At 63.7% G+C, this 24,401-nt stretch carries 19 protein-coding genes, 3 tRNA genes and 1 pseudogene; 13 read left to right on the top strand and 10 right to left on the bottom strand.

The genetic code is table 11. The features are described 5' to 3' along the window. Window positions 1–49: 49 nt before the first annotated feature. Entirely contained in the window at window positions 50–802 is a 753-nt protein-coding gene (locus tag AruPA_RS04755) for an ATP-binding cassette domain-containing protein (protein ID WP_265635496.1), read from the bottom strand. After that, on the bottom strand, window positions 789–1,826 hold the full coding sequence (locus tag AruPA_RS04750) for a hypothetical protein (RefSeq protein WP_265635495.1): 1,038 nt from the start codon (window positions 1,824–1,826) through the stop codon (window positions 789–791). The genes AruPA_RS04755 and AruPA_RS04750 overlap by 14 nt, the downstream gene beginning before the upstream one ends. Before the next feature lie 113 nt (window positions 1,827–1,939). Here AruPA_RS04750 and AruPA_RS04745 point away from each other — a divergent pair, with 113 nt between their 5' ends. Next, window positions 1,940–2,461, top strand: a complete 522-nt coding sequence (locus AruPA_RS04745) for a hypothetical protein (RefSeq protein WP_265635494.1) — start codon at window positions 1,940–1,942, stop codon at window positions 2,459–2,461. Window positions 2,462–2,699: 238 nt separating this feature from the next. Beyond that, window positions 2,700–3,319, top strand: a pseudogene (locus AruPA_RS04740) (transposase); the annotation flags it as partial. A 269-nt stretch (window positions 3,320–3,588) separates the two neighbouring features. On the opposite strand, the gene AruPA_RS04735 reads toward AruPA_RS04740, so the two are convergent. Next, a tRNA-Ser gene (locus AruPA_RS04735) sits at window positions 3,589–3,678 on the bottom strand. Window positions 3,679–3,775: 97 nt separating this feature from the next. Here AruPA_RS04735 and AruPA_RS04730 point away from each other — a divergent pair. The 3 genes from AruPA_RS04730 to murA are packed head-to-tail and all read left to right on the top strand — an operon-like array spanning window position 3,776 to window position 5,793. Further along, window positions 3,776–3,985, top strand: a complete 210-nt coding sequence (locus tag AruPA_RS04730; protein ID WP_265635493.1) for a hypothetical protein — start codon at window positions 3,776–3,778, stop codon at window positions 3,983–3,985. Further along, window positions 3,976–4,530, top strand: coding sequence for a dCTP deaminase (gene dcd / locus AruPA_RS04725; RefSeq protein ID WP_265635492.1), 555 nt, complete (start codon window positions 3,976–3,978; stop codon window positions 4,528–4,530). The genes AruPA_RS04730 and dcd overlap by 10 nt, the downstream gene beginning before the upstream one ends. 6 nt (window positions 4,531–4,536) lie before the next feature. Then, window positions 4,537–5,793 (top strand): UDP-N-acetylglucosamine 1-carboxyvinyltransferase, encoded by a 1,257-nt coding sequence (gene murA, locus AruPA_RS04720; protein ID WP_265635491.1) that lies wholly within the window; start codon window positions 4,537–4,539, stop codon window positions 5,791–5,793. A gap of 275 nt (window positions 5,794–6,068) precedes the next feature. On the opposite strand, the gene nusG is transcribed toward murA, so the two are convergent. From nusG to AruPA_RS04695, 5 genes are all read right to left on the bottom strand, one after another. Continuing rightward, on the bottom strand, window positions 6,069–6,599 hold the full coding sequence (nusG, locus tag AruPA_RS04715; protein WP_265635490.1) for a transcription termination/antitermination protein NusG: 531 nt from the start codon (window positions 6,597–6,599) through the stop codon (window positions 6,069–6,071). 4 nt (window positions 6,600–6,603) lie between these two features. Continuing rightward, window positions 6,604–6,798, bottom strand: a complete 195-nt coding sequence (gene secE, locus AruPA_RS04710; protein ID WP_029310802.1) for a preprotein translocase subunit SecE — start codon at window positions 6,796–6,798, stop codon at window positions 6,604–6,606. Window positions 6,799–6,859: 61 nt separating this feature from the next. Beyond that, window positions 6,860–6,936: transfer RNA gene (locus AruPA_RS04705), tRNA-Trp, on the bottom strand. Between the two features lie 97 nt (window positions 6,937–7,033). Continuing rightward, window positions 7,034–7,107, bottom strand: a tRNA-Gly gene (locus tag AruPA_RS04700). A 43-nt stretch (window positions 7,108–7,150) separates the two neighbouring features. Then, the gene (locus tag AruPA_RS04695) at window positions 7,151–8,212 is read right to left on the bottom strand and encodes an SDR family oxidoreductase (protein ID WP_265635489.1); all 1,062 of its coding nucleotides are present in this window, start codon (window positions 8,210–8,212) and stop codon (window positions 7,151–7,153) included. A 116-nt stretch (window positions 8,213–8,328) separates the two neighbouring features. Here AruPA_RS04695 and AruPA_RS04690 point away from each other — a divergent pair, with 116 nt between their 5' ends. From AruPA_RS04690 to alaS, 4 genes are all read left to right on the top strand, one after another. Beyond that, window positions 8,329–9,960: an acyl-CoA dehydrogenase family protein gene (locus AruPA_RS04690; protein ID WP_265635488.1), complete on the top strand. Its 1,632-nt coding sequence runs from the start codon at window positions 8,329–8,331 to the stop codon at window positions 9,958–9,960. Between the two features lie 12 nt (window positions 9,961–9,972). After that, window positions 9,973–11,037 carry an aldose epimerase family protein gene (locus AruPA_RS04685; RefSeq protein WP_265635487.1) on the top strand — a complete coding sequence of 355 codons (1,065 nt, stop codon included), beginning with the start codon at window positions 9,973–9,975 and terminating at the stop codon, window positions 11,035–11,037. Between the two features lie 164 nt (window positions 11,038–11,201). Beyond that, a complete protein-coding gene (recA, locus tag AruPA_RS04680; protein WP_265635486.1) occupies window positions 11,202–12,242 on the top strand; it encodes a recombinase RecA in 1,041 nt (346 codons plus the stop codon). Window positions 12,243–12,365: 123 nt separating this feature from the next. Then, the gene (gene alaS, locus AruPA_RS04675; protein WP_265635485.1) at window positions 12,366–15,002 is read left to right on the top strand and encodes an alanine--tRNA ligase; all 2,637 of its coding nucleotides are present in this window, start codon (window positions 12,366–12,368) and stop codon (window positions 15,000–15,002) included. A gap of 11 nt (window positions 15,003–15,013) precedes the next feature. Here alaS and AruPA_RS04670 read toward each other — a convergent pair whose 3' ends face one another. Beyond that, entirely contained in the window at window positions 15,014–15,976 is a 963-nt protein-coding gene (locus AruPA_RS04670) for a glycosyltransferase family 2 protein (protein ID WP_265635484.1), read from the bottom strand. Then, window positions 15,973–18,684, bottom strand: a complete 2,712-nt coding sequence (locus AruPA_RS04665) for a hypothetical protein (RefSeq protein ID WP_265635483.1) — start codon at window positions 18,682–18,684, stop codon at window positions 15,973–15,975. Before AruPA_RS04665 ends, AruPA_RS04670 begins: the two co-directional genes overlap by 4 nt. Window positions 18,685–18,845: 161 nt before the next feature. Here AruPA_RS04665 and AruPA_RS04660 point away from each other — a divergent pair, with 161 nt between their 5' ends. The 4 genes from AruPA_RS04660 to AruPA_RS04645 all read left to right on the top strand — a co-directional run bounded on the left by AruPA_RS04660 (window position 18,846) and on the right by AruPA_RS04645 (window position 24,341). Further along, window positions 18,846–20,135, top strand: a complete 1,290-nt coding sequence (locus AruPA_RS04660) for a hypothetical protein (protein WP_265635482.1) — start codon at window positions 18,846–18,848, stop codon at window positions 20,133–20,135. Window positions 20,136–20,193: 58 nt separating this feature from the next. Next, a complete protein-coding gene (locus tag AruPA_RS04655; protein WP_265635481.1) occupies window positions 20,194–21,633 on the top strand; it encodes a DUF2142 domain-containing protein in 1,440 nt (479 codons plus the stop codon). A 132-nt stretch (window positions 21,634–21,765) separates the two neighbouring features. Beyond that, complete coding sequence (locus AruPA_RS04650; protein WP_265635480.1) at window positions 21,766–23,700, top strand: S9 family peptidase; 1,935 nt, start codon at window positions 21,766–21,768, stop codon at window positions 23,698–23,700. After that, complete coding sequence (locus AruPA_RS04645; RefSeq protein ID WP_265635479.1) at window positions 23,697–24,341, top strand: VC0807 family protein; 645 nt, start codon at window positions 23,697–23,699, stop codon at window positions 24,339–24,341. The genes AruPA_RS04650 and AruPA_RS04645 overlap by 4 nt, the downstream gene beginning before the upstream one ends. The last annotated feature ends 60 nt before the right edge of the window (window positions 24,342–24,401 follow it).

Below are 24,401 nucleotides of genomic sequence, written 5' to 3'. Positions count from 1 at the left end.
GCGGCAACGGCACGGGCCAAAACGGATAGAAGTTTTTTGGTTCTTTTTTTCAAAAAAGAACACTTGGCTTTACTGCGCCCTCCAGCGTCGCGACGACCATGGTTTCCAGACCCGTGGGACCGGCGGCGGCGATCATCGGGGCGGTCCAGCGGTGAGCGACGCGGCCTGATTCGATCATGATCATTTCCGTGCAGCCGGTGCCGATGGTGGCGAGCATGTGGGTGGACATGACGAGGCCGTGGCCGGCGGCGCAAAGTTCGGCCAGGAGGCGGCGGATGCGGGCGAGGATCAGCGGGTCGAGGCCGTTCAGCGCCTCATCGAGCAGCAGCAGGGGCGGCGAGCCGAGCAGCGCGCCCATCAGCGAGAGTTTCATGCGCGTGCCGAGGGAATAGGCGCCGACGGCGGTGCGCAGCCAGGGGCCGAATTGCAGGGTCGTGATCAGGTCCTCGCGCGGCCAGGCGTGGGGATGGCAGCCGCGGATCGAGCCGATCAGTTCGAGATATTGCTGGCCGGTGAGGTCGGGCGGGAGATCGGCCGGGTCGACGGCGTAGCCGAACTGGCGTTTGGCGTGCTCGGGGGCGGCTGCGAGATCGACGCCGGCGATCAGGATGGTGCCTTCCAGAACGGGGATCTGGCCGCTGACGGCGCGCAACAGGGTGGATTTGCCCGACCCGTTGGCGCCCAGGATCGCGGTGAAGCTGCCGGGGTGGACGGTGAGATCGATGCCGGTGATGATTTTGGTGCGGCCATAGCCGGCGGCAACGCCGGAGAGGGCGAGCAACGGCGGGTCAGCGTCCGGCACGGAAGGCCGCGCGGGCGCGCATTACCAGGATGATCAACAGGGCGTACAGGATGACGAAGGCCAGGTTTTGCAGGGCGGCGTACTGGTCGGCGGCGAGCGGGCGCGGACGGGTCAGGTCGAGCGAGAGGCCGGCCATCGCGAAGAGGGCGAACCAGGCGACGGCAAGGCTCGCCGGCAGGCGGAGCATGGCGATTGCGGCACGGTGATAGGGGATCGCGCTTGTGCGCAGGACCGGTGAGACCAGCGGTGTGCAGCGGATCGCGCCGATCAGCGTGAGCAGCGGGCCGATGATCGCGAGGGTCGCACCGAGCATGACGGGGCGGGGGCCGTGGGCTGCGGCTTCGGCAATCGAGAGGCTGGCGGCCAGGGAACCGGTGGTGAGCACGGCGATCCGCCTGCGGCGGGATCCGAGCGCCCAGCAGCCGGCCCAGCGCGGGGCGGCGTGATCGAGCCGGGCGAGCCAGATAGTGGTTTTGGTTGGTGCTGCCGATTGCCTGGCGGGTCTGGGGCGGGATGGCGCGACGGCATTCAGCGCGCAGCCGGTGATGAAGCCCGCGGCGAAGAGGGCGATGGCTAGGGGCAGGCATCGTTCGGCGATGCCTGCGCTGGGTGCGCCGAGGCGGAGGGTGATGGCGATGAGGGCTGTGCCGGTGGCAAGGCGTGAGAGCAGCGAGAGCAGGACGGCGTCGCGTCTGGCGTGGCCGGGCCAGGGCTGGATGGCGAGGAACGATGTGGTCAGGGCGGCGCGGTCCTGGGCGGTTGCGATGGACCCGGCGATCAGACCGATGGCGAGGCAGGCGAGGTTGGTGATGAGAGTTCGCTGGGATGGTTCGGTCCTTGTGGCTATGAGTTGGTGGATCAGCGATTGCAGCCAGAGGGTGGCGTAGATCAGCATGATCATCGCGGCGACGCCGATTGGCAGAAGGCGCCAGCCGCGCTGCGCGAGGGCGCGGAGGCGGTTGGCGCGGGCCTGCCAGCGCCAACGGATGAGTGTCAGCCGGAGCGTGAGGTGCGGGTTTGGCAATAAGATATTTTAGATTGGTTAACCATGTGTTTAGATGTTTGTGTTGAACTGCTTTACAACGCAATAGGCAGAAGGAGTAGCGCAAAAGGCGATTCCCCGTGAGGAGTCTTGCCATGATCAATCCGGTTAATGCGGTTCATGAGATTGTGCAGAGCGGGCCGGGTATGGGCGGGCCCCAGGTGCAGTCTTCCGCTGCGACGGTGGGTGGGGCGTCATCGTCGCTGGTGCAGGCGGATGTGGTTTTATTGTCGCAGCAGGCGTTGGACGGACTGTTACAGGATAGCCTGACGCTGGCTTCGGGCGCTGCGGCGGTGGAGACGGTGACGGCCGGTGGTGGGGCAGCAGGTGTTGGGGCGGGGCCTGGGTTTGGGGTTGGAACCGGCGTTGGGACGGGGGCTGGGGTTGGGATGGAGCCGCCAGTGCCGAGTTCGCTGGTCAATCAGATCGAAGCGGCGGCCGAGAGTGTTGCGGCCAATCCGGATTTCTTCAGTTACCTGGTCAATGCTTTAGGCGGCTCCCAATATGTCGCCGCGCTGATGCGGTTGCAACAGGGTGGGGCGCCGGTTGAGCCGGTCACGTCGCCGGTGGCACCGGTCGGGGCCGTGCCGCCGCGGAACGACGTGACCAGATCGTAGGGGGGGTTCGGAATACGCGGGACAATTCATGAACTTACGGCAGCCGACGCAGCGCCTGTCCGCTAGTGTCTGCGCTCGTGGTGGAAATTGTTTGAACGATGCGGGTGGGGTTGGCCCTGGAGGTCGGCGTAGCCGGCCGGAAGGGCCAACCCCACCCGCAGACCGGGTTGAGGTGGCCATCGGATCGTTCGGCTAAGGTGGAGTTGCAAAGCTTCAACCCGAACCGAATGAGGACCCGATGACCGACGACAGACTACCCCTGGCCGAGCTTCTTTCCAAAGCCGGCGATGGCGATTTCCTGCGCAGCGTGGCCGAGGCGGTGGTGCAACTATTGATGGAGACCGATGTGGAAGGTGTGATCGGCGCCGGGCGGCATGAACGCTCCGGTGAGCGCACCACCTATTGCATCGGCTATCGCGATCGTACCCTCGATACCCGCCTCGGCAGCCTGCAATCCGCATCCGAAAGCTTCGGCAAGGCAGCGACTTCCCGCCTTTCCTCGAACCCCGCAAAACCTCCGAGAAGGCGCTCGTCGCGGTGATCCAGGATTGAGCCGCGAAGCGGATCAACGGGGTGAGCGGTGTATCCACTCGGCGCGTTGATGACCTGGTGCAGGCCATGGGGCTCTCAGGCATCAGCAAGAGCACCGTCAGCAAGCTCTGCAAAGATATCGACGACCGCGTCAACGCCTTCCTCGACCGCCCCCTTATCGGCGACTGGCCGTATCTCTGGCTCGATGCCACCTATCTCAAGCAACGCGAAGGGGGTCGCATCGTCTCGGTCGCGGCAATAATCGCTGTGGCCGCCAATACCGATGGCAAGCGCGAGATCGTCGGCCTGCATATCGGAAAAACAAAATGGATATATGACAGTATTAATGACTTATTATCATTATTATAGTATATATCATCATCTTCATATAAAAACTGCTCACGATGCAGATACAGCCTACGAACTATCCGGCATCATATCGAAATGATATGAAGAACACGCGTCCGTAATAATCGGGAGTGGAGTCCATCATTATCCATGAACGTGCGACACCGCATTGTATCCTGATAGACGTACCCACAATATATGCGAATAATCGAACTTATGGCTTAGATACTGCAACTTTTGAAGATGGATGGCGGAGAGGGTGGGATTCGAACCCACGGTACCCGTGAAGGCACAACGGTTTTCGAGACCGTCCCGATCGACCACTCCGGCACCTCTCCGTCTCGGGGCGGCTTATAGGGAAAGGTTTCGGGGGAGGCAACTGGAGGGGCGGGGCCCACTCTTGACGCGATGAGCCCAAAGACGCTTTGTCCCGCCATGAACGACCAACCCGATAGCAACACCCCTCGCACCCACGCCGAGGTCGTGGCCGAGGCCCGGCGGCGGCGGGAGGCGGCGGCGTTGCGCGCCAACCTTGCCCGCCGCAAGGCGCAGCGCCGCGAACGGTCCGAATCCGATGACCTGCCACCACCCAATGATCCGGCACCGCCCAATGACCCGACACAGAAAGAGACAGCATGCCGGTAATGCCCGATCGTTGGATTCGCGAACAGGCGCGGACCCGCGCCATGATCGAACCCTTCGTTGAAACCCAGAAACGCGATGGCGTGATTTCCTACGGCCTGTCGTCCTACGGGTACGACGCGCGGGTGGCGGATGATTTCAAGATTTTCACCAATGTCGATTCCGCCGTGGTCGATCCCAAGGATTTCGCGCCGAGCAGCTTCGTCGATCGCAAGGGGCCGGTCTGCATCATTCCGCCCAACTCCTTCGCGCTGGCCCATACGGTGGAGTATTTCCGAATTCCACGTGATATTCTGGTCATCTGCCTGGGTAAATCGACCTATGCGCGTTGCGGCATCATCGTGAATGTGACACCGCTGGAACCCGAATGGGAGGGCCAGGTGACGATCGAAATTTCCAACACTACCCCCCTGCCCGCACGGATCTATGCCAATGAAGGCATCTGCCAGTTCCTGTTCCTGCAGGGAGCCGGGCCGTGCGAAGTCAGCTACGCCGACAAGGCGGGCAAATACATGCGCCAGACCGGCGTATCATTACCAAAATTGTGAGGGCTTGTGGATAAAATTCGAATCGTGGGCGGCCGGCCGCTTGAAGGCATTATTGAGATCTCCGGCGCGAAGAACGCGGCCCTTATTCTGATGACCGCCGGCCTGCTCACCGATGAGCGCCTCGTGCTGACCAACGTGCCCGAGCTTGCGGATGTCGCGACCATGAGCCAGTTGCTCGCCCAGCACGGCATCGCGGTCGACCCGATTGCGCCGCGCACACTGGCACTCGGCGGCGCGATCACCAATACCGAAGCGCCCTACGATATCGTTCGCAAGATGCGCGCCTCGATCCTGGTGCTCGGACCGCTGCTGACCCGCACCCGCGAAGCCCGCGTTTCGCTGCCGGGCGGGTGCGCCATTGGCACGCGGCCGGTCGATCTGCATCTTAAAGGGTTGGAAGCCATGGGTGCTGAAATCCGGCTGGAGGGCGGCTATATCGACGCCACCGCGCCCCACGGGCTGCACGGCGCCACCATTACCTTCCCGTTCGTCTCGGTCGGCGCCACCGAAAACCTGATGCTCGCGGCAAGCCTCGCTGAGGGCGAGACCGTGCTGATCAACGCCGCGCGGGAGCCCGAAATCGGCGACCTCGCCGCCTGCCTGACCGCGATGGGCGCTGAGATCAGCGGCATCGGCACCGACCGGCTGACCATCACCGGCGTCAAGACGCTGCACGGCGCCGAACACGGCATCATCCCCGACCGGATCGAGACCGGCACCTACGCCTGCGCCGCCGCCATCACCGGCGGTTCGGTGCTGCTGCGCGGCGCCCGACCGGATGATCTGGGCGCGGTGCTCGCAACCCTGGGGCAGGCCGGCGTCGATATCAGCACCACACCGGATGGGCTCAAAGTCAGCCGGCGCAACGGGCTGCACGGCACCGATGCGATGACCGAACCCTTCCCCGGATTCGCAACCGACATGCAGGCGCAGTTCATGACGCTGATGGCCGTGGCGGAAGGCGCTTCGATGATCACCGAATCGATTTTCGAAAACCGCTTCATGCACGTGCCCGAACTCAACCGGATGGGCGCACGCATCAATGTCCATGGTTCGTCGGCCATCGTGCGCGGCGTTGCCGCCTTGTCCGGCGCGCCAGTGATGGCAACCGACCTGCGCGCCTCGTTCTCGCTGGTGCTGGCAGGACTCGCAGCACGCGGCGAAACCATCGTCAACCGCGTCTACCACCTCGACCGCGGCTACGAAGCCGTCGAACGCAAACTCGCCGCCTGCGGCGCCACCATCGAACGACTGGCAGCGTAATTTCGGGCTTTGGTGGGGTGGGCCATGGGTAAGGAAGGCGGGGGGCTTTGCCCCCTCGACCCCCACTAAGGGCTTAGCCCTTAGAACCCGCTAGTTTTAGGCAAGGGGAGGGCGCTGCCTCGCACTTGTCGCGTGTCTGGCCTGGACAGCCCTCCCCTTGCCTAAAACTAATGGATTTTAAAGGCTCCGCCTTTAACGGGGTCCAGGGGCAGAGCCCCTGGCCTTGCTGGCCCATGGCCCACCCCACCACCGCCCAAAATAACGCCGCCGGGCGGTCAGACTTTTTCGACTTGGGCGTATTCGAGTTCGACGGGGGTTGAGCGGCCGAAGATCGAGACGGAGACTTTGACGCGGCCTTTTTCTTCATCGACGTCTTCGACGACGCCGTTGAAGCTGGTGAAGGGGCCGTCTGCGACGCGGACTTGTTCGCCGATTTCGAACACGACGGCGGGGCGGCGGGTTTCAGCGCCTTCCTCGACCTGGCGCATCATGCGTTCGGCCTCGGCGTCCGAGATGGGGGTGGGGCGGATTTTGGTGCCGAGGAAGCCGGTCACTTTGGGGATGTCGCGCACCAGATGCCAGGCATCGTCGCTCATTTCCATTTTGATCAACACGTAGCCGGGGAAGAATTTGCGCTCGGCGTTGACCTTCTGGGCGCGGCGGATCTCGACCACTTCCTCGGTCGGGACCAGGACTTGTTCGATTTCGTCGGACAGGCCTTTCTGGGCCGCGGTTTCGGTGATCTGGTTCGCGATTTTCTTTTCGAACCCGGAATAGACATGCAGAACATACCAGCGTTTTGCCACGGCTTTAACCCCCTACGCCGAACAGGAACCGCATGCCCAGCCCGATCACCTGATCCACCACCAGAAAGAACACGATCGTCAGCGCGACCATGGCGAGCACGACGCCTGTGGTCACCAGGGTTTCCCGCCGCGACGGCCAGGTGGTCTTCGAGGCCTCGATGCGCACGTCGCGCAGGAACTTCGCCGGGTTGAACGCCAATGCAGTCATGCTCCAGATTGCCTAAAAATGTCGTGTTGCGTGCCGGCCCAGAAAGACCGGTTGGCAGGGGTGGAGGGTCTCGAACCCACAGCCTCCGGTTTTGGAGACCGGCGCTCTAGCCAATTGAGCTACACCCCTGCAGTGACAGGTCGCTTGCGGACAACACGCGTCCGCTGGCTTGCACAACGTGCGGGCCCCGATGTCAAGGGCCGGCGCAGAAATGCCTGCCGGACGCTGGAGCGGGTGACGGGAATCGAACCCGCACAACCAGCTTGGAAGGCTGGGACTCTACCGTTGAGCTACACCCGCTCCGTATGGCTTCTATAATCGGCTGGACTGCCGGCAGCAATGCTTATGGAATGAGCCGGTCGGCGCGGAGCTGTGTGAACAGGTCGTAGAACGCATCGTCGGTGGGCTGGTAGGCCGCGAAGCCGAGGCGGCGGCTTTTCGACATGTCGGTGACAACCTCGATCGGGCGGCCGAGATCGGCATCGGTGTGCCAGGGCGAGGCGAGGCGCGCGAGGTCGGGTTCGGCGAGGCCGTGGTTTGCGGCGATGCTGCGCCAAAGCGGTGCGTCCTGCGCCATCTGCTGTTCCAGGGGGCGGATGATGCCATCGAACGGTGCGGGGTCGATGCCGAACCATGCGGCGATGCGCTCCCACATCCAGCTCCAGCGGAAGATGTCGCCGTTCACCACGTTGAACGCCTGGTTGCGCGCGGCAGGGGTGGTTGCGGCCCAGAGGATGTGTTGCGCGAGCAGGCGGGCGTCGGTCATGTCGGTCAGGCCGTGCCATTGCATCGGCGAGCCGGGAAAGGTGAATGCCCTGCCCTGTTCGCGGCAGATGACCGCGCAGGTGGCGAGCGTTGTGCCCATGTTCATCGCGTTGCCGACCGCCTTGCCGATGATGGTGTGCGGGCGGTGCACGCTCCAGCCGAATCCGTCGCGCGCGGCGGCGGCGAAGAGTTCGTCTTCCTGGGCGTAGTAGAAATTCTCGACATCGAGCCGGCCCTGGGTTTCGCGGAACGGGGTCTGCGGCAGGGTGCCTTTGCCGTAAGATTCAAACGGGCCGAGGTAGTGCTTCAGGCCGGTGACCAGGGCGACGTGGGTGACCGAGCCGGCGGGGCGCACGGCATCGAGCAGATTGCGGACCATGGCGCCGTTGACGCGGATGTTCTCGGCCTCGGTGGCGCCGCGAATCCAGGTGGCGAGGATGACGAGGTCGGGTTTGATTGATTTGAGCGCCTCGGCCAGGGCTGCCGCGTCGCGCAGATCGGCGGCGATCGGGGTGACGCCGGATTGCGCCTGCGGGTGGCGGGCGAGGCCGTGGACCTGCCAGCCCTGATCGAGCAGATGCGCGCACGACGCGCTGCCGACGATGCCGCTCGATCCCACCACCAATGCCGTGTCTGCCATGATCCGCTCCGTTGTTGTGCAGGGCGACATCTGGGGATGGCCGGCGGGGTGTGCCAGCGCTTCATGGCTGGGGTGAGCGCCGCGACAGACGGCGCCGATCGCGCTATAGCGGTTGCATGATCGCGACCGATGACGGCATCAATCAGGCCGGCGAGCCGCCTGATTACAATGTCTATTCCTTCGATCCCGCGCTCGGCGGCGCGGTGGCGGCATTCGGCGGGGCGTGGGCGGAGGATCGGCTGGCCGCGTGCGGCGCGCGGATTGGCGCGGCGCGGCTGCGGGAGTTGGCGCGGGATGCCAATCGGTACGGGCCGGAGTTACGGGCGTTCGACCGGTTCGGGCAGCGGATCGATGAGATTGGCTATCATCCAGCCTGGCATGAGTTGATGGGGTTGATCCGCGGCGATGCCTATCATGCGCTGGCCTGGACGGCGGCGCGGCCGGGTGCGCAGGTGGCGCGGGCGGCGATTGCGTATGCATGGGGCCAGGGGGAGCCGGGCGTGTGTTGTCCCGAGGCGATGACCTATGCCTCGATAGCGGCGCTGCGCCATGCGCCGGACCTGCTGGCACGGTTCAGCACGGGGATCCTGGCGACGGCGTATGATCCGCGCCCGCTGCCGCCGGGGGCGAAAGCGGCGCTGACGGTCGGTATGGCGATGACCGAGAAACAGGGCGGCTCGGATCTGCGCCAGACCCGGACGGTTGCGCGCCCGGATGGGGCGCGGTGGGCGCTGACCGGTCATAAATGGTTTTTTTCGGTGCCGATGAGCGATCTGTTTTTGACGCTGGCGCGCACGGATGAGGGTGTGAGCTGTTTTCTGGCGCAGGGCTGGCGCGATGACGGTTCGCGCAACGCGGTTCGGATCCAGCGGCTGAAGGATAAATGCGGCAATCGGTCGAACGCCTCGTGCGAGGTCGAGTTCGACGGGCTCGACGCCGTGATGGTCGGTGAACCGGGCCGGGGCATCGCGACGATCATTGAAATGGCGCACCTGACCCGGCTGGAATGCGCGATCGGTGCTGCGGCGCTGATGCGCCATGCGACCAGTCTGGCGGTGTTTCATGCAAGCCGGCGCACCGCGTTTCAGCGCGCGTTGATCGATCAGCCGGTGATGCGCGCGGTGCTCGCGGATATGGCGCTCGATGCCGAAGCGGCGCTGTGGCTCGCGATGCGGGCGGCCGCCGCGATCGATGCGGCGCCGGATGATCCGGCCGCGGCGGCGCTCGCGCGGGTGATCGTGCCGGTTGCGAAATACTGGAATTGCAAGCGCGCGCCTGGTCTGGTTGCCGAGGCGCTGGAATGCCACGGCGGCAACGGGTTCATCGAGGAGCACCCGATCGCGCGGTTGTATCGCGAGGCACCGCTGAACGGTGTGTGGGAGGGCGCGGGCAATATCATCTGTCTCGATGTGCTGCGCGGCCTTGCCCGCACATCGGGGGCGGCGGATGCACTGCTCGCCATGCTGGCCCCGGCGCGCGGGGTGGATGCCGGGCTGGATGCGCTGATCGCAGGGGTTGCCGCCACGCTCGCGGCACCCGCTGGCCCGGAAGCCGAGGCGCGGCGGGTGGTCGAGCAGATTGCGCTGGCGATCGCGGCGGCGCTGCTGCTGCGCCACGCGCCGGCATTCGTGGCGGAAGCCTTTATCCGGGCGCGGATTGCGCGTGCGGGGCTTGCGTATGGCGCGCTGCCGGCCGATCTGGATCATGCAGCCCTGGTGCGCCGTGCCGCGATCATTCCAACCGACTGAGGATACCTGCCGATGCAAGATGCGATGATCGCCGAATACGGCACCACGGCCGCCGGCGCGCTGGTGCGGCAGGTGACTTTGCGCAACCGTGCCGGCATGAGCGTTGCTGTGCTGGACTACGCCGGGGCGATCACCGCCATCATGGCGCCGGACCGGAACGGGGTATTCGGCAATGTCGTGCTCGGCTGCACCAACATGGCCGATTATGAGACCAGGAGCCCCTATTTCGGCGCACTGCTCGGGCGCTATGCGAACCGGATTGCCGGCGGGCGGTTCAGCCTGGATGGCGAGACGTTCCATCTGCCGGTCAATAACGGACCCAATACGCTGCACGGCGGGTTGAAGACCGGTGCAACGCCGAATTTCGGGCACCGGATCTGGGATATCGTGACCGCGAGCGCGTGCTCGGTCACGCTGCAACTGGTGAGTGCCGATGGCGATAACGGATTTCCCGGCACGCTGACCGTGACGGTGGTGTACACGCTGGAGGAGGACAATGCGGTGCGGATCGACTACGCGGCGCAGGTGGAGGGCCGGCCGACCGTGCTTAATCTGTCCAACCATACCTATTTCAATCTCGCGGGGTCGGGCAGCGCGCTCGACCAGATCGTGACGATTCCGGCCAGTTTCTTTCTGCCGACCGATGCCACGCAGATCCCCACCGGGATTTTGCTGGCGGTGGAGGGCACGCCGATGGATTTTCGCACACCGCACGCGGCCGGTGCGCGGATCGGCGAGGCCTATGAGCAGCTGAGACTCGCCGGCGGGTATGATCATTGCTACGTGCTCGACAAACCGGCGGACGCGATCGGGCCGGCCGCGACGCTGCATGATGCGGCGTCGGGGCGGGTGTTGAGCATCGAGACCAGCGAGCCCGGTGTGCAATTCTATACCGGCAACAACCTGACCGGCACCATCATCGGGCAGAATGGCGTATTGATCGGTCCGGGGGATGGCATTGCGTTCGAGACCCAGCATTACCCGGATGCGCCGAACCAGCCGCATTTTCCGACCACCCGGCTCGACCCCGGGCAGGCGTTCCGCTCCACCACGATCTGGCGGTTTTCGGTCGCGTAAGAACATCATAGGAACAAATAGTTAATAAATCCTTACCAGACGCGTTGCCGTTCTGTTCTCTCCATGCGAAACTCATACTCGACGAGTCGGATCGCGCAGCCTATGGTTATTTCTCGCCTAAGTTGCAACACCGCCCCTGAAACACACGCTTGAGGAGTTAACCGATGGAAAAAAACAAAGCTCTCGACGCTGCCTTGGTGCAGATCGAGCGGGCATTCGGCAAAGGCTCGATCATGCGGATGGGTGCGCGGCCTGGCAATGAGGAGATCGACGTTGTGCCATCGGGATCGCTCGGGCTCGATCTGGCGCTCGGCATCGGCGGGTTTCCGCGCGGCCGGGTGATCGAAATCTACGGGCCGGAATCCTCGGGCAAGACGACGCTGGCGCTGCACGCGATTGCCGAGGCGCAGAAGCGCGGCGGCACCTGTGCGTTCATCGATGCGGAACACGCACTTGATCCGATCTATGCGCGCAAACTCGGTGTCGATGTCGATAATCTGCTGATCTCGCAGCCCGATACCGGCGAGCAGGGTTTGGAAATCGCCGATACGCTGGTGCGCTCGGGTGCGATCGATGTGCTGGTGATCGACTCGGTGGCGGCCCTGGTGCCGCGCGCTGAACTCGAGGGCGAAATGGGTGACAGCCATGTCGGCCTGCACGCGCGGTTGATGAGCCAGGCGCTGCGCAAGCTGACCGGGTCGATCTCGCGTTCGAAAACGATGATGATCTTTCTCAATCAGATCAGGTTGAAAATCGGCGTCATGTTCGGCAATCCGGAAACCACGACCGGCGGCAATGCGCTGAAATTCTATGCCTCGATCCGCATGGAGATCCGCAGGATCGGTGCGATCAAGGACCGCGAGGAAGTGACGGGCAACCAGACCCGGGTAAAGGTGGTGAAGAACAAGCTGGCGCCGCCGTTCCGCCAGGTCGAATTCGACATCATGTATGGCGAGGGCATCTCGAAGGTCGGCGAATTGATCGATCTGGGCGTCAAGGCTGGAATCGTCGAGAAATCGGGCGCGTGGTTCAGCTATGACAGCGTGCGCGTCGGCCAGGGGCGCGAGAACGCCAAGCAGTTTCTGCGGGATCATCCGGACATGGCGGCGGCGATCGAGAAACGCATCCGCGACCAGGCCGCGGTCGTTGAGAAATCGATGATGGTGGCACCGTCCGAGAACGAGGTCGCCGAAGCGGCGGAGTAGCGCGGCCGGGCTCGCGTTCGGGATCGGCCGGGCCCAAGCGCAACGCCTGGAAAGATGACAGCGATGCCATGAGGCGGTATGCCGGGGGAACAAGTCGATTTTCCAGGGACATCTCGCCGCTCCATGACATCCAGCAACGATATCCGCGCCACGTTCATCGATTATTTTCAGCGCCACGATCACGAGGTGGTGCCGAGCGCGCCGCTGGTGCCGCGCAACGATCCGACGCTGATGTTCGTCAATTCGGGCATGGTGCCGTTCAAGAACGTGTTTACCGGCCAGGAGAAGCGGCCCTATGTGCGCGCGACCTCGGCGCAGAAATGCGTGCGCGCCGGCGGCAAGCACAACGACCTCGACAATGTGGGTTATACCGCGCGCCACCACACGTTTTTCGAAATGCTGGGCAATTTTTCGTTCGGCGATTATTTCAAGGAACAGGCGATCACCAATGCCTGGACCTTGCTGACGCGTGACTTCGGCCTTGCGAAAGATCGCCTGCTCGTCACGGTCTATCACAGCGATGACGAAGCGGCATCGCTGTGGCGGAAGATTGCCGGTCTTTCGGATGAGCGGATCATTCGCATCGCGACCGATGATAATTTCTGGCGCATGGCGGATGTCGGTCCGTGCGGCCCTTCATCGGAGATCTTCTACGATCATGGGCCGCACATCGCAGGCGGGCCGCCGGGCAGCCCCGAGGAGGATGGCGACCGCTTTATCGAAATCTGGAACCTCGTGTTCATGCAGTATTTCGAGGATGCGGCGAAAACGCTGACCCCCCTGCCCCGCCCCTCGATCGATACCGGCATGGGCCTCGAACGGTTTGCCGCCATCATGCAGGGCAAGCACGATAATTACGATACCGATACGCTGCGCGCGCTTATCATGGCCTCGGCCGAAGCCTCTAACACAGATCCTGACGGCGCCCATAACACCAGCCACCGCGTCATCGCGGATCATTTGCGCGCCACGGCTTTTATCATCGCGGACGGTGTGCTGCCCTCTAACGAAGGGCGCGGCTATGTGCTGCGCCGGATCATGCGCCGCGCGATGCGCCACGCGCATCGGCTGGGTATGCGCGAGCCGTTCATCTACCGGCTGGTGCCGGCGCTGACCCGGCAGATGGGTGTTGCCTATCCCGAATTGCCGCGCGCGGAACCGCTGATCGTCGAGACGCTCAAGCTCGAGGAAGCGAAATTCGCGATCATGCTCGAGCGCGGCCTGTCGCTGCTCGATGACGAGGTAAGCCGGCTTGGCGCGAGCGCGCCGCTGGCGGGATCGGTCGCGTTCAAACTATACGACACGTTCGGTTTTCCGCTCGATCTGACCGAGGATGCGCTGCGTGAGCAGGGCCGCAGCCTCGATCGCGACGGGTTCGAGGCCGCCATGGCCGAGCAGCGCGCCCGCGCCCGCGCCGCCTGGGCCGGCAGCGGCGATGCCGCCACCGAGACCATCTGGTTCGAGTTGAAGGAAAAATTGGGTGCGTCCGAATTCCTTGGCTACACCACGGAAGACGCCGATGCGAGCGTGACCGGCCTGATCATCGATGGCGCGCCGGTCGAGCGTGCCACAGCCGGCCAGAGTGTGGCCATCATCCTCAATCAGACGCCGTTCTACGCGGAATCGGGCGGCCAGGTCGGCGATACCGGCACGCTGCGCGCCGAGGGGCTGGACGTTGCGGTTACCGACACGCAAAAGAAAGCAGGCGATCTGTTCGTGCATTACGGCACGGTGCGGACCGGTACCGTGACGCGCGGCCAGACCGTGCATGCCTCGGTGGATCACGCGCGGCGGACTGCGATCCGCGCGCATCATTCCGCCACCCATCTGCTGCATGAGGCGCTGCGTCAGGCGCTCGGCCCGCATGTGACGCAGAAGGGCAGCCTCAATGCGCCGGACCGGCTGCGGTTCGATATTTCGCAGCCACGGCCCGTCACCTTTGCCGAATTGCGCGACGTCGAGCGCGCGGTGAACGCCCGCATCCGCGAGAACAGCCCGGTGGAAACCAGGCTGATGACGCCGGATGAAGCGGTGAAGCGGGGCGCCATGGCGCTGTTCGGCGAAAAATATGGCGACGAAGTGCGCGTGGTTTCGATGGGCGTCGGCGATGGCACGAAATCCGCCTATTCGATCGAATTGTGCGGCGGCACACATGTCAACCGCACCGGCGATATCGGCGCGTTCCGCATTCTGGCGGAATCCGGGGTTGCCGCCGGGATTCGCCGCATCGAGGCGGTAACCGGGGCTGCGGCGCTGACGGCGATCGAAACCGATGCCGATCTGCTGGCCGAAGCCGCGACCACGCTGAAGGCACCCCCCGCCGAAGTGCCGGCGCGCATCGCAGCCCTGCTCGAGGAGCGCAAGCGTCTGGAACGCCAGATCGGCGAACTGCAGCGCAAGATCGCAACGGGCGCGGGTGAAGCCGCCGTTGAGGACGTGGCGGGCGTGAAACTCGCCGCGCGCAATCTGGGCGATGTCGCGCCGCGCGATCTGAAATCCCTTGCCGATTCGATTTTGAAATCGATGGGCCAGGGCGTGGTGGCGCTGGTATCCACCGCCGATGGCAAGGCGAGCATCGTGGTCGGCGTGTCGGACGATCTGACCGCGAAACATAACGCCGTCACTTTGGTGCGCGCGGCCGCCGAAGCGGTAGGCGGCAAAGGCGGCGGCGGGCGGCCCGCTATGGCACAGGCCGGCGGGCCGGATGCGGCTCAGGCGGATGCCGCCCTCGCCGCGGTGCGCGCGGCCCTCGCGGCGTAGGGTGACGCGCCTTATTCGGGGTCGGGCGGCTGCCAGACGGCGCGGACCAGGTAGATCGGGCGTTGTTTGCTCTCTTCGTAGAGCCGGCCAAGGTATTCGCCGAGCACGCCAAGTGCGAGCAATTGCACGCCGCCGAGAAACAGCACGGCGACCAGCAGCGAAGGGTAGCCCTTGACCGGGTTGCCGTAGACCAGCTTGTTGAAGATGGTGATGAGTGCGTAGATGAAGGCGAGCACTGAAACGCCGAAGCCGAGGTAGGAGGCAAGGCGCAACGGCGCGCTGGAGAAGCTGGTGATGCCCTCGATCGCGAAGTTCCACAGCTTCCAGTAGTTCCAGGTGGTGGTGCCGGCGTGCCGGGGGGCGCGGTCGTAGGTGATGGTCGCGGTACGAAAACCGACCCAGGCGAACAGGCCTTTCATGAAGCGCCGGCGTTCCGGCAGGCGTTTCAGCGCCTCCAGCGCGGGCCGTGAGATCAGGCGGAAGTCGCCGGTATCGGCCGGAATATCGACCTGGCTCATCCGGTTGATCACCCGGTAGAACGCGTGCGCGGTGGCACGTTTGACCGGGCCATCGCCCTCGCGCGAGGCGCGCACGGCGTTCACCACCTCAAAACCCTCGCGCCATTTCGCGATCAGCGCGGGGATGATTTCCGGCGGGTCCTGCAGATCGGCATCGAGCGGGATGACGGCATCGCCGCGCGCAAAATCGAGCCCCGCGGTCAGGGCGGCTTCCTTGCCAAAATTGCGCGACAGGTCGATCACGCGCACGCGGGCATCCCGCTCGGCGAGGGCGACCAGCCGGGCGAGCGTGTCATCGCGGCTGCCATCGTTGACGCAGACCAGCTCCCACGGATCGGGCCCGGCCTCCAGCACCTCGGCAAGGCGGGTGTGCAGGGTTTGCACGTTTTCGGCTTCGTTATGAAACGGTACAATGATCGAAATGAGCGATGGCGCCGGCGGTAAGGCGTTGTTCATTGCGCGTGCCGTCCTTTCGGGCTGATCCATCGCCCCACCATCTGCCACATCAGCACCAAGGCGCCCAGCCAGAAACCGAGCCACGCCCAGCCCGCGTAAGGCGGGCTGAAGCGGAAGCGGACGATATTCCGCCCGGCGTGCAGCGCGATGCTCTGGACGACGGCGTGATGCACATGAACAGCGACCCTCGCGCCGTTATCGGTCGCGTGCCAGCCGGCCATGAAGAGTTCGCGGCGGATCAGCGCGGCGGCGGCAGGGCAATCGATGATCGCGGCATTGACGCTGTGCGCACCGATCCGGCAGGCGGCGCCGGTGGTGGTGTAAAACGGCTCCGCGCCGGCCAGCCGCCAGATCGTCATCAACTTGTCGGTATAGACTTTGCGGAACAAGGCTTGGTCGGGGCGGACGCTGAAGGCGATTTCGGCGGTGCGAGCGGGGATGATGTGACCATCGCCGGTCGTCACGCTGCCGCCCGATGCTGGATAGAGCCAGATTGCGTCAGGGCTACTCCCGGTGCGATGATCGATCGTGATGTGATATTGTGCGCCGGGGCGTAGCGTCAGCGTGCGCGCAAGAACGACGGTGAACAACGTGTTGTCCCGCGAGGTGCCAAGGTCGCCGGTGCCGCGCGCGCAGATGCCGCCGCTGCACAGGCTGATCGACATCAGACCGGTTGCGGTATTGCCGTAATTGCCCTGATTGATGCCGATCCGCCCGATCGGCGGCATCGTAGCGAAGCCCGGCGGCGCGATGCCGTGCATCGTGATCGACTGGCCGGGATACAAAGCGAACGCCATAGCGATGCCGGGTGAGGCGGGGATTTCGAGCGAGGGGCTGAGCGATGTGCCCGGGCTCGTGAGGATATAGCGAACGCCGAGATAGCGATAATCATGCTGAAACCGCATCACGTCACGCGCACCATCCGTAATCGACATTGGCGGAAACGGTGCGAAAAAAATATTGCCCTGATCGAATCCGCCATCGGTGAACAAATGCCGGTGCACGAAATCGGCCCAATTGGCCGCAACCGGCAGATAGATGTAATTGAGGTCGGGCAGTTCGAAATACGCGCTGTAGTTCGGATCGATCGGCCCCAGCGTATAGAATCGCCGCAGGCCGAGATGGGCCTTGAGGTAATGGATCGCAGGCCAATCGACCTTACCGGGCGCGTGGCCGGATAATTGCGGCACGATGAACAGCGCCAGCGCGTTGAGCACCACAATGAAGCTCAAGCACCAGCGGCGGACTTCGCCGTGCAAGCCGCGCCAGACGGCGAGGACCAGCAGCAACGCGGCGAGCTCGAACGCCACCGCGCGCACCAGCCAGAACACCATGATCGCGCGATCACCTTCATTCCAGTGCCAGACCGGCGCCCAGGGCGATGCGAACCAGAGCGCGAGGCCGAGGATGGCGAGCGTCACAACCAGCGGCCCGCGGAGTTTCATCGTGCCGGCGCGCAGATCTTCCAGCGCAAAACAGGCCGGAATGATGAGCGCCAATTCCCAGCTTGGCGAGGAATAGCGCGAAAACACGACATCGCGCATCAGCGGCAATGCGTTAAGCAGCAGCATGACCGGCGGAAATCCGAATGTTTTACCGATGCTGATCACCAGCCACGCGGCGAGGAGGGCAGTGATCGGGCGATCGCGCTGCGACATCAGACCAGCTGCGCCGAACAGCACCAGCAGCAAACCGACGTAACCACCGGTCGAGGCTGAGACGCCAAGCAGCAGGGTACTGCCGGCTCCCATACCCAGCGGGCCAAACACATACGGCAGCACCGTAACCGCGAAGCCGCGGTAATTGATGTAATCGGTACCGAAACGATGAGATCGGAACACGGTGCTGGTTAGAGTGAAGTCGATGAATGCAACAATCTGCGGCGCGGCGATCAGCAATCCGGCAATCCCGCCAATCACGATCCTGGCGATAAATCGCCGAACGTCCCGCACCTGAAACGAGCGCACGATCGCCCAGAGCAAGGCCAACAGCCCATCGATATAGGCGGTCTCCGGGAAACCGGCGAGAAGCGATCCGCCGATGCCCAGGGCGATCAGCACAATCGCGCGGCGCGGGTGATCGGGATCACGTGCATCTTCAATACCATGAAGTAACAGGGGCAGAAACGGAATCACGTTCAAAATGGTCTCGCCCGGCACCCAGGCGAAAGTGCCGCTGAAGGCAAACAGAAGCCCGCCGGTAAGCGAACCAAGACGCCCCAGGCCGAGCCGGCGCAGCAGACAGAACATGGCGATGCCTGCAAATATCTGGAGCGATAGTTCGAGCCAGACAATGCCGTTCTGGGTCGCAAGCAACAGCACGAACGGCAGGAACAGCGCGGCCGGCTGCATTTCACCGGCCAGCGGCAGGCCGATGCCGGAATAGGGGTTCCACCATGGGATGACGAGATGCAGCCAGTCCTGCGCGGCGAGATGGCCGAGCGCCTGGTTGGTCCAGCCCACATTGGTATCGCTGAAGTCGAGCGCGTAGATGATGCTGCGCCCGATGCCGGTGACCGCACCGGATTCCGTCCAGATCGGGTTGGAACTGAGGCCGGTGAGCCAGGAGGCAGCGTGGCCCAGAAACGGCGCGAGGATGAGGATCAGGATCGGCATGCGGGGATGGCGGTCGAGATGTTCAGGCGGCTGCGCGACCCGTTGCACCTCGGCAGCATTCACGCTTCGCAGCAACAGAATTTTCCCCGCCAACCTCGTCTCCGCGTTGTATATCATATCGGCGATAACCGCGCAGGTCTATCGCCAGCCATGCGGCATCGTCGGAATTAGGGAAGGTTCCAGCGTCGGTTGACACCATGGCGGTGATAACGCAGTGCCATACGGCCCCTTGATCCAAAGGTACCTGACTGAGCATGGACAACCTAAAAAGTGATTCTTTGCGGAGGGCGGTTTCATGTTTCATCGTTGGCTGCTTTGCCGCGCTGGTTCTTTTCCGCATGCCGTCCATCATTCTCGACGGAGGACGGTTCTGGGCCGAAGAAGGGGTGGTTTATTTCAGTAGCGATTGGTATCATCCCTGGTACATGTCGTGGTTCACCGTCGCCGCCGACGCCGGTTATATCAACCTTGCGGCGGGGTTCGCGCCTTGGGTCGGCCTGCATTTGGGTGGCCTGATGTACGCGCCGCTGATCACCGTATTGATCGCGCTGTTAGTGCAGTGTCTGCCTGCATTCATCTTGATAACACATGAGTTTCCATGGCGCCGGTCCTTGGGCGCGACGCTGGTCGCTGTGTTGCTATGCGCCGTCCCGCCGGTGACCGGTGAAGTTTGGCTTAACACGATCACCAGCCAGTTTCACCTCGCGCTCTGTGCCGCGCTGATCTTCGCGGCGCCGCCCCGTGATCCAGCTCTTTTTTATGTGGATTGCGCCATTCTTGGTTTTGGAGTGCTATCCGGCCCTGCGACCAGCTTTCTGATGCCGCTGTTCGTGCTGGTGGCGCTTCAGAAGCGCGACATGCGGTCATCGATCCAGGCTGGGATAATCCTGGTTGGCTTTGCCATCCAGATCACGGTCTTTCTATCGCATCCACTACCTGAGCGCGGCAGCCATCTTGCGCCCGCTCCACTGCTTTCAGTGATCAGTCTCCACACAATCGTGCTGCAATTCGCGGGGCTCAGTTTGGCACGTGACTTTGCAAATTATCTTGGCACCAATCACGCGGCGCATCGGTTCCTCTGGGCTGGACCCCTGATTTTCATCGCGTTCAATGCGGTCGTCGCTTTCAATATCTGGCGGCGGCAAAACTGGGTTCTTGCGAAGCTGTTTATTGCGGGATTGGTAATCGTTTTGGTATCATTCTATGAGGCGTGGGAAGGGTCATTCAGCGGTTTCATGCACGTCATTGGCGGTCAGCGCTACGCATTCGTCCCTGAAGTTATCAATGCACTCCTGATCGTTGGTTTGGCCGCGGTAAGGCGCGGACCTTCGCGCGGTTTCTTCGGGACAGCAGCCGCGATCCTGGTTTTCACCGGTTTATTCAACTATCAGCGCGGTTTGACGCAATTTGCGCACGGGCCACTATGGCGGCCCGAAGTGATTGTATGGCGTAAAAATCCGTCGCAGATACTGGATGTCTGGCCCGGCGCCCCTTGGGCGTTTAGCTTGACACCGCGGCAGCCAACCAAAAATAACGTGAAATGACACCACGGCGGCCAGCGCCGCGATACGATCCGACCCGTTTATCATCGGGTGAGTCCCGATGAATGTGAGCCTGCCCGCTGGCTGGTTCGGTAGTTTGCGCTTGCTGCCCCTGATCTTTCTCGCCCTCAGCCTCGCCACCGGCCTGCGCCTCGCGTTGCTCACGCCGATTGGCCAGGTGGCCGATGAGCCGGCCCATATCGCGCGGGCGGGCGCGTTGTTGCACGGCCAGTGGCTCGGGCGGCGGGTGCCGTTCAAGCCGGTCGGCAAGGCGGCGGTGATCGTTCCCGCGACGCGGATCAATTTCGGATTGTTGAATGCCTCGATCGGCGAGATGAACGCCACCTGCACAGCGCCGGCCTCGATTGCCAGTACCGCGCGCCAGCCCTGGACCAAGGCGAAGATCATCGATATCGATTTCAACACGACGCAATATTTTCCAGCACTGTATCTGCCCGGCACGCTCGGCATCGCGGCCGGTCGCGCGCTCGGGGAGCGCCCGTTGCCCGCGCTGTTCACCGGGCGGGTGGGCATGCTGCTCGCCTATGTGCTGGTCGGCACGCTCGCCATCGCGATCGCGCGGTTCGGCCGCGCCGTGCTGTTCGCCACATTGTCGTTCCCCGAGGCGCTGAGCCTGGGTGCGTCGTTCAACCAGGATGGCATGTTGATCGCGCTGAGCGCGCTGGCCGGTGCGTTGCTCACGCTCGATCCGGTGCGGCATCGGCGGTGGCGCTGGTGGTTTCTGCCGGTGATGACGCTGATCATTCTCTCCAAGCCGCCTTATGGGCTGTTGCTGTTCGCCGTGCTGGCGCCGCTCGCGCTGCCGCACCGCTGGCTGCGCCTGGCGCTGACGGCGCTATGGGCAATCCCGCCGCTGATCTGGGTCGCGATCATGACGCGGATCTCCCTGATGCCGTATCTGCTCGGCCCGTATCATCCCGGCCCGCTCTGGCCGGGGCCGGCCGGCGCGATGTTCAGCACGACCGATCCGGCGGCGGCGGCGCGGGTGTTTCTGGCCGACCCCGCCCGGCTGCTGACCCTGCCGGTCGGATTTCTGCTGGCCAATTTCGGCTTTCTGTTGAAATCGGGCATCGGCATGCTGGGGTGGCTGACCATCGGCCTGGCACCCCCCGCCTATCTCGGCTGGGAGATCGCCATTCTGTGTGCCGCGCTCGGCGTGCTGGCCTCGCCGCGGATGGCGGGGTTGCGCTGGTCCTGGGGCGATGCGGCACTGATCCTGGCGCTGGTTTCCCTCAGCGTGCTGGCCGTCGAAATCGCGGTCTATCTGAGTTGGGACAAAGTGGGCAGCGCGATGATCTACGGTCCACAGGGCCGCTATTATCTGCTGTTCCTGCCGTTCCTGATGCTGATAATTCCCCGCCTCGGCGGGCGGATCGGCGCCATCGCCGCACCGCTCAGCGCGCTGCCGGCGGTGGTGATGGCGGCGATCGATGTCTGGTACATCCCCGGCCTGCTGCTGCGGCGCTTCTGTCTGGGTTGAAGGCCGGCGCTATCTCGTTTTCGTGAGATGCGCCTTTGACGGCGGGTTTTACCGCGCCCAAGCCCCCTGCCCGCTTGCGTTCACCGCGTTTGAAGGCATCTTGGCGGGCATTGCTCTCGATGGGGGATATCCATGAACGCTTTCACGACGACGCCGCTGATTTCGCGCGCCGCACTGTTCGGCAACCCAAGCCGGAAGGGTGCCGCGATCAGTCCGGATGGGGCGCATATCACGTTTCTCGCACCGTTGGATGGGGTGATGAATGTGTTCATCGCGCCGCGCGGGGCGCTCGATCAGGCAACGCCGTTGACGCAGGAAACAAAGCGCGGTGTGCCGTTTTATGAATGGGCAAAGGATTCGCGCCATGTGCTGGTCGGGCGCGATACCGACGGGGATGAGAATTATCACATCCACGCCATCGATATCAAAACCGGTGCGGCGCGGGATTTGACGCCGTTCGAGGGCGTGCGGGCGTCTCTCAGTAAGGTTTCGCACCGTCATCCCGGCACGGTGGTCATCAGCCACAACGCGCGCAATCCGCAGTTTCCGGATCTCTACCGGGTCGATATCGCGACCGGTGCGGCCACGATGCTGGTGGAAAATCCGGGCTTTGCCGGCTTCGGGATCGATGATGATTTCACCGTGCGTTATGCAGTCGCGATCCAGCCGGATGGCAGCCAGCTCGTGCTGCGGCCAGACGCGGCGGCGGGATGGGCCGAATTCATGCGGTTCGCACCGGAAGATGCGATGACATCGGGCATCGAGGACGATTTCGCGCCCGACGGCAGCACGCTGATGCGATCGAGCGCGGGGCGCGATACCGCGGCCTTGTATCGGCTCGATTTCGCAACCGGTGCGGCGCGCATGATTGCTGCGGATGAACGGGCGGATATCGGCGGGGTGCTGGTCGATCTGCACTCGAAGGTGCCACTGGCGTACAGCGTGAATTACGAGCGCAATCGCTATGTGGCGTTCGATGCGGCGGTGCAGGCGGACCTGGATTTTCTGGACGGGGCAAAGATTGGCGACTGGGGCGTGCAGTCGCGCACCAGCGATGACCGGTTGTGGGTGGTCGGCGCCGATGCGGATACCGCACCGGGCGCGGCTTATTTATATGATCGGAAATTGAAAACGCTCGAAAAACTATATGATTCGCGGCCGGATCTGGCGACGGCACCGCTGGCGGCGATGCATCCGGTGGTGATCGAGGCGCGCGATGGGTTGAACCTGGTATGTTACCTGACCCTGCCGAAGGGCAGCGACGAGGCAACACCGGGGCGGCCAGCGCAGGCGTTACCCATGGTGCTGCTCGTGCATGGCGGCCCGTGGTCGCGCGATACGTTCGGCTACGATTCCTATCATCAATGGCTGGCGAACCGCGGTTACGCGGTGCTTTCGGTGAATTTTCGAGCCTCGACCGGGTTCGGCAAGGCATTTCTGAACGCGGGCAACAATGAATGGGGCGGCGCGATGGATGACGATCTGCTCGATGCGGTTGATTGGGCGATCGGCGCCGGGATCGCCGATGCGTCGCGCATCGCGATCATGGGCGGATCATATGGCGGCTACGCGACGCTGGCGGCGATGACCCGCAACCCAACCCGATACGCCTGCGGTGTCGACATCGTGGGCCCGTCGAATCTGGAAACCCTGCTGGCGACGATCCCGCCCTATTGGGAAGCGGGCAGGGCGATTTTCCATAAATCGATCGGCAACCCCGACACCGCGGATGGCTTGGCGTTGCTGCGCGAACGCTCGCCGGTACATTTCGCGGACCGGTTGGCCCGGCCGCTGCTGATCGGCCAGGGTGCCAACGACCCGCGGGTAAAACAGGCGGAATCCGACCAGATGGTCGCGGCACTGAAGGCAAAAGGGATCGCGGTAAGCTACGTGCTCTTCCCCGACGAAGGACACGGGTTTGCGCGGCCGGAGAATAATATTGCGTTCAACGCGATTACCGAGCAGTTTCTCGCAGCGCATCTGGGCGGACGGGCGGAGCCGATCGGGGCGGATGAAATCTCCCGTTCCACCGCGCAGATATTGGAAGGTGCCGATACGCTCTCATGACGACCGAACCGAAATCGCCGCTGATCACCCGCAAACGCGTGATGCTGGGGCTGGAACTCGTCTTCAACTTCCTGCTGCCCTGGATCGTGTATCGGGTGGCGAAACCCCATGTCGGCGAGATCCACGCCATCATGGCCTCGGCCGCGCCGCCGATGGCGTGGAGCCTGGTGGAGTTCGCACGCAAGCGGCGGGTGGACGCAATTTCGGTGATGGTGCTGGGCGGCATCGGGCTTTCACTGCTCGGCTTCGCGCTCGGCGGATCGCCGAAATTGCTGCTGATGCGGGAATCGCTGATCACCGGGTTGATCGGCATCGTGTTCGTGGGCTCGGCCATCATCGGCCGGCCCCTGATGTACGTGCTGGCAAGCGCCAGCCTGAAACGGCAATCGGCCGAAGACAGCGCCGAATTCGAGACCTATAAGGACGATCCCGCCTTCCGCCGCATGATGGGCGTGATGACCCTGGTGTGGGGCATCGGCTTCATCGCGGAAACGGCGGTGCGCAGCGTGCTGGTTTTCTCGCTGCCGGTCGGACGATTCCTGATCATCGGGCCAATCGTCGGATACGCAACCATCGGCCTGCTGATGCTATGGACCTTCCTGTACGGCCGCGCCGCCGAAAAACGCGGAGTGTTGTCGTGAGGCACAGAGGCAGCCAGGCCAGCGGCGCTCCCTCCGCCGTGGTGCCGCCTTGTGTCATGA

The organism is Acidiphilium sp. PA (assembly GCF_026191915.1).
In the GTDB taxonomy this organism is placed as follows: Bacteria; Pseudomonadota; Alphaproteobacteria; order Acetobacterales; family Acetobacteraceae; genus Acidiphilium.
Note: the sequence above shows the minus strand (reverse complement) of the source record. Positions and strands in the feature narration are given on the sequence as shown.

Bases quoted from the DNA above. Each gene is read 5' to 3' on its own strand.
- AruPA_RS04745 (WP_265635494.1), top strand. From the start codon at position 1,940: ATGATCAATCCGGTTAATGCGGTTCATGAGATTGTGCAGAGCGGGCCG.
- AruPA_RS04730 (WP_265635493.1), top strand. From the start codon at position 3,776: ATGAACGACCAACCCGATAGCAACACCCCTCGCACCCACGCCGAGGTC.
- dcd (WP_265635492.1), top strand. From the start codon at position 3,976: ATGCCGGTAATGCCCGATCGTTGGATTCGCGAACAGGCGCGGACCCGC.
- AruPA_RS04695 (WP_265635489.1), bottom strand. From the start codon at position 8,212: ATGGCAGACACGGCATTGGTGGTGGGATCGAGCGGCATCGTCGGCAGC.
- AruPA_RS04690 (WP_265635488.1), top strand. From the start codon at position 8,329: ATGATCGCGACCGATGACGGCATCAATCAGGCCGGCGAGCCGCCTGAT.
- AruPA_RS04685 (WP_265635487.1), top strand. From the start codon at position 9,973: ATGCAAGATGCGATGATCGCCGAATACGGCACCACGGCCGCCGGCGCG.
- recA (WP_265635486.1), top strand. From the start codon at position 11,202: ATGGAAAAAAACAAAGCTCTCGACGCTGCCTTGGTGCAGATCGAGCGG.
- alaS (WP_265635485.1), top strand. From the start codon at position 12,366: ATGACATCCAGCAACGATATCCGCGCCACGTTCATCGATTATTTTCAG.
- AruPA_RS04670 (WP_265635484.1), bottom strand. From the start codon at position 15,976: ATGAACAACGCCTTACCGCCGGCGCCATCGCTCATTTCGATCATTGTA.
- AruPA_RS04660 (WP_265635482.1), top strand. From the start codon at position 18,846: ATGGACAACCTAAAAAGTGATTCTTTGCGGAGGGCGGTTTCATGTTTC.
- AruPA_RS04655 (WP_265635481.1), top strand. From the start codon at position 20,194: ATGAATGTGAGCCTGCCCGCTGGCTGGTTCGGTAGTTTGCGCTTGCTG.
- AruPA_RS04650 (WP_265635480.1), top strand. From the start codon at position 21,766: ATGAACGCTTTCACGACGACGCCGCTGATTTCGCGCGCCGCACTGTTC.
- AruPA_RS04645 (WP_265635479.1), top strand. From the start codon at position 23,697: ATGACGACCGAACCGAAATCGCCGCTGATCACCCGCAAACGCGTGATG.